The following is a 1912-nucleotide window of genomic DNA, read 5'->3' as shown; positions in this document are numbered from 1 at the left end:
CGCTTACTGCGAAACGGCCGGAACGCCTCCCACATTTCGATGGCAAAGATCTCAGGCTGTTCGAATGCAGCGAAGTGCCCTCCTTTATCAACTTCGTTCCAATAAAACAGATTAGCCCATGCCGCTTCAGCCCACGCTCGCGGTGGCTGGAATGTCTCAGCGGGGAAGATCGTGGCGCCCATCGGAACCTGAATGCGTCCCACACCTGAACGAGCGCTTGAGAAGAAGTCTGAACTGCGGATCGTGCTGCCTACGCCTTCCCAATACAGCCGCGCACTCGAAGTCCCAGTGCCGGTAAACCAATACAGCGAGATGTCATCCAGCATCTGGTCGCGCGAGAGGGCATCTTCCGGTAGGCCCTGGTTGTCGGTCCACTCCCAGAATTTTTCGTACATCCACATCGCAAGCGCCACCGGAGAGTCATGCAGCGCATAACCGATGGTTTGCGGACGTGTATTCATCTGGTTTGCGTAGCCGGACATATTGGAAACGTATCGTTCAATATCTTCAAGCGCCTTGCGTTCCTCCTCATTCGGGTTCTCTGGCAATTCTGCTGGAACGACCATGGGCAGATTGACGTGTGCAGCCAGCAAACCCTTCGGCGCCTGACCGGCTAATGCGGTTGTAATCGCCGATCCCCAGTCTCCGCCTTGGGCTACCCAATGCGTGTATTCAAGACGATCCGTCATCAGTACCGACCAGGCCCGGGCAATACGTGCTGGATTCCATCCCAGCTCAGTTGGCTTGTCGGAAAAGCCGTAACCCGGAATCGCCGGCAGAACCACGTGGAAAGCGTCCTCAGCGTTACCGCCAAATTTTGTCGGGTCGGAAAGCCGTTCAATGACGTTCAGGAATTCGGCCACCGATCCCGGCCAGCCGTGGGTCAGAAGGATAGGCATCGCGTTCGCATGCGGCGAGCGAACGTGGATGAAATAGATGCCCACGCCGTCAATCACGGTCCGGAACTGGGGAAAGCTGTTCAGGCGCGCTTCAAACCTGCGCCAGTCGTAGGTATTGAGCCAGTAATCCACCAGGGATTTAGCCGCATTCAGTGGAACGCCCTGCGACCAGTCCTCGACGATCTCTCTATCCGGCCAGCGGGTGAGGCTTAGGCGAAGCCGCAAATCATCAATAGCGGACTGTGGAACCTGGACTTCAAATGGTGTAACGGCTGCGATATCACTCATGTAATCTCCATAATTGTAGCGGTCGCTACAATTTAAACTTCATGAGCCGGTGATGTCAATTATCTTGTAGCAGTCGATACAAATAAAGTATAGTGCCGCTATGGCACGCAAAATCACTTTCGACTATGAGCAGGCGGTGGACAGGGCGACGGCCCTGTTCTGGCAGCGCGGTTACGCGGAAACTGGTCTGCGCGATCTTCTGAAGGTCATGGACATCGGCGAGGGCTCGTTCTACAACACCCTCAAGAGCAAGAAGCAGCTGTATCTGTCCTGTGTCGACCGATACGAAGACATGGTCACGCGCCACCGCTTTGACGCTGTGCTGTCGGCCCCTACGGCTGGCGAAGGGGTACGTGCCTTTTTCCGTATGGTGCTGGACACTTTGGATGCGCCGAATACTCCGTCGCCGCTATGCATGATCGCAGCCATGCTCACTGAAGAAGTGCTGTCGGAACCAGAGTTGCGGACGCGTGCCGAAGAAGGGCTGGCGAGCGTCCAGGCACTTCTCTGCGAACGTCTGCAAAAGGATAAGGATGAGGGAGTGTTGCCTCAGTCGCTGAATCCGCAGATCACCGCGTCCGTGATCACTACCTACCTGCAGGGCCTATGGCGTATGGCGCTGTTAGCGTATGAACGGCCGCGCTTTGAACAGCAGATTGAGGCGTTCCTGTCGGGTATGGGGTTGTAGGCGTTGCTGCTGAGTAGCGCAACGCCCTGTATGACAT

At 56.1% G+C, this 1912-nt stretch carries 2 protein-coding genes; one reads left to right on the top strand and one right to left on the bottom strand.

The window, feature by feature from the left end; genetic code table 11:
• On the bottom strand, positions 1–1187 hold a 1187-nt coding region (locus tag AB4Z11_RS30530; RefSeq protein WP_442029765.1), incomplete at its 3' end, for an epoxide hydrolase family protein.
• Between the two features lie 100 nt (positions 1188–1287).
• On the opposite strand from AB4Z11_RS30530, the gene AB4Z11_RS30525 reads away from it, so the two are divergent.
• A complete protein-coding gene (locus AB4Z11_RS30525; protein ID WP_442029763.1) occupies positions 1288–1875 on the top strand; it encodes a TetR/AcrR family transcriptional regulator in 588 nt (195 codons plus the stop codon).
• Positions 1876–1912 lie beyond the last annotated feature (37 nt).

Origin of the sequence: Pseudoduganella sp. RAF53_2 (assembly GCF_052113985.1) — a bacterium.
Lineage (GTDB): Bacteria > Pseudomonadota > Gammaproteobacteria > Burkholderiales > Burkholderiaceae_D > Rugamonas.
The sequence above is the reverse complement of the archived record's forward strand: the minus strand, read 5'-3'. Positions and strand labels throughout refer to the sequence as shown.

What these genes read in the sequence shown, in the direction of transcription:
- AB4Z11_RS30525 (WP_442029763.1), top strand. Translation starts at nt 1,288, where the DNA reads ATGGCACGCAAAATCACTTTCGACTATGAGCAGGCGGTGGACAGGGCG.